At 72.4% G+C, this 2,703-nt stretch carries 2 protein-coding genes and 1 pseudogene; all 3 read left to right on the top strand.

The window, feature by feature from the left end; translation table 11 throughout:
• Positions 1-512 (top strand): annotated as a pseudogene (locus tag L2I40_RS21600) (hypothetical protein); the annotation flags it as partial.
• Positions 509-1,885: a Tol-Pal system beta propeller repeat protein TolB gene (gene tolB, locus L2I40_RS21595; RefSeq protein ID WP_237217295.1), complete on the top strand. Its 1,377-nt coding sequence runs from the start codon at positions 509-511 to the stop codon at positions 1,883-1,885. The pseudogene L2I40_RS21600 and the gene tolB, both read left to right, overlap by 4 nt.
• Positions 1,886-2,093: 208 nt before the next feature.
• Positions 2,094-2,564, top strand: coding sequence for a peptidoglycan-associated lipoprotein Pal (gene pal / locus L2I40_RS21590; protein ID WP_237217293.1), 471 nt, complete (start codon positions 2,094-2,096; stop codon positions 2,562-2,564).
• Positions 2,565-2,703 lie beyond the last annotated feature (139 nt).

Below are 2,703 nucleotides of genomic sequence, written 5' to 3'. Positions count from 1 at the left end.
CGCCGCCGCCCCAGCCGGCGCAGACCGCCGGCACCGGCCAGACGCCGCCCGTGGCGCGCCCGCAGGAGAACAGCCGGAGCGTCGAGAACACGCTCGAGCGGCTGCGCCAGCAGGCGGCTCAGCAGCAGCCGCCGACCGCGCGGCCCAACCCGCAGGCAGGCAGGCCGGCCGCGGGTGGCGGCGCGCCGACTGGTACGGCCCCGCTCACCCAGGGCGAGATCCGGGGCCTCGCCGAGCAGATCACGGAATGCTGGACGGTGGATGCCGGCATGCTCGGCCTGGCCGACATCGTGGTCGAGCTGCGCGTGCAGCTCGACGGCCAGGGCATTGTCCGCCAGGTCGTGCCGGGCGATCGCGGCATGCCGACGGAACCGCGGGCGCGGGCGGTGTTCGACTCCGCGCGGCGCGCGCTGCTGAACCCGGCCTGCAACCCGCTGCGCGTGCCCGCCGACAAGCACGCCACCGTCATGGCCTCCACCTTCCGCTTCAATCCGAGAGGATTGGTCCGATGAGCCTCCGTTCCCCCTCCCTCCTCACCCGCCGCCACGCGCTGTTCGGCGCCGGGGCCGTCATGGTCGCGCCGGGGATCCTGTCCTGGCCGCTGATGCCGCGATCGGCGATGGCGCAGGGCGCGGTGATCGACATCACCCGCGCGCGCACCGACCCGATCCCGATCGCCGTGCCGAGCATGGCCGGCGCGACGCCCGACGCGCAGCGCTTCGGCCGCGACATCGCGGGCGTGATCCAGCAGAACCTCCGCAACTCCGGCCTGTTCCGCCCGGTGGAACGCCAGGCCTTCATCCAGTCGCCGGAAGCAGCCGCCGAGCGGCCGCGCGCGCAGGACTGGCGCGTGATCGGGGCGCAGGCGCTGACTACGGGCCGCGTGGACGCGCAGGGCGACCGGCTGCGGGTCGAGTTCCGCCTCTGGGATGTGCTCGCCGACCAGCAGCTGCAGGGCACCGCCTTCACCGCGCCGGCGGCACAGTGGCGCCGCATCGCGCACCTGATCTCGGACGTGATCTACGAGCGCATGCTGGGCGAGAAGGGCTATTTCGACACCCAGATCGTCTACATCGCCGAAAGCGGCCCGCGCGACCGGCGCACGCGCCGCCTCGCCATCATGGACCAGGACGGCGAGAACCATCGCTTCCTGACCGACGGCTCCTTCCAGGCGCTGACGCCGCGCTTCCACCCCTCGGCGCGGCAGATCGCCTTCATGAGCTATCAGCGCAACGAGCCGCGGGTCTATCTGTTCAACCTCGACACCGGCCAGCAGCAGGTGCTCGGGAATTTCGGCGGCATGACGCTCAGCCCGCGCTTCTCGCCGGACGGGCGCAGCGTGATCCTCTCGGCCGCGCGCGGCGGCGATGCGAACATCTACGTCGTGGACCTCGCGACGCGGCGCGAGCGGCAGCTGACCTCTGGCGGATCGCTCGACGTCTCGCCCTGCTTCTCGCCCGACGGGCAGCAGATCGTCTTCAACTCCGACCGCGGCGGCGACCAGCAGCTCTACGTCATGACGGCGGACGGGGCGAATGTGCGGCGCATCTCCTTCGGCAACGGGCGCTACGCGACGCCGGTCTGGTCGCCGCGCGGCGACCTGATCGCCTTCACGCGGATGAGCGGCGGGCAGTTCGCGATCGGCGTGATGCGCCCCGACGGCAGCGGCGAGCGCATCCTGTCGGAGGGCTGGCAGATGGAAGGCCCGACCTTCGCGCCGAACGGCCGCGTGCTGGCCTTCCACCGCGAGACGCGGGCGCGCGATGCGCGCGGCAGCGGCTTCTCCTCGCGCCTCGCGCAGATCGACATCGCCGGCTTCAACGAGCGGCAGATGGTGACGCCGACGGACGGGTCCGATCCGTCCTGGTCGCCGTTGTTGTCGTAGATGATGCCTCAGGCGCCGGCGCGGCCTCCGGCCGCTTGGCTTGCGCGCCGCAGACATGTTGCGCCGGGCGGCGCGGGCGGTCGCGGCGCGGCGGCCGCTGTGCGGCCGCGAGATGGTTGGCGCGTGCGGGCCACGAATTCTTGACCTTGCGAGGGTGCACCGGTAACGCCCGGGTCACCGCGGATAACCGGATAGGGACCATACCGGAATGAACATGAAGATCTTCGGCCTGCTGGCCGGCATGGCGGTTCTCGGCGCCTGCTCGAACACCTCGCAGACCGACGCGAATGCCGGCGGCGCGGGCGGCGCCGGGGGGCCGCGCCCGGGCAGCCAGGAGGATCTCGTCGCCAATGTCGGCGATCGCGTCTTCTTCGACACCGACCGCAGCAACATCCGCGCCGACCAGCGCCCGGTGCTGCAGCGCCAGGCCGCCTGGATGCAGCAGTATCCGCAGGTGCAGGTGATGGTCGAAGGCCATGCCGACGAGCGCGGCACGCGCGAATACAACCTCGCCCTCGGCCAGCGCCGTGCCAATGCGGCGCGCGACGTGCTGGTGGCCGGCGGCGTCGCGCCGTCGCGCATCCAGACCATCTCCTACGGCAAGGACCGCCCGGCCGCGCTCGGCTCCGACGAGCAGGCCTGGTCGCAGAACCGTCGCGCCGTGACGGTGGTGCGCTGAGGCGCGCGATGCGGCGGCTCGGTCTTCTCGCGGGGCTCGTCCTGCTCGTCGCGTCCGGGGGGGTGCAGGCGCAGGTCGAGACGCGCGAGGGCATCGCGCTGCAGAACCAGATCCTCCAGCTCCGCCAGGAGCTGGAGGT

Source organism: Falsiroseomonas oryziterrae (assembly GCF_021864505.1).
GTDB lineage: Bacteria > Pseudomonadota > Alphaproteobacteria > Acetobacterales > Acetobacteraceae > Falsiroseomonas > Falsiroseomonas oryziterrae.
The sequence above is the reverse complement of the archived record's forward strand: the minus strand, read 5'-3'. Positions and strand labels throughout refer to the sequence as shown.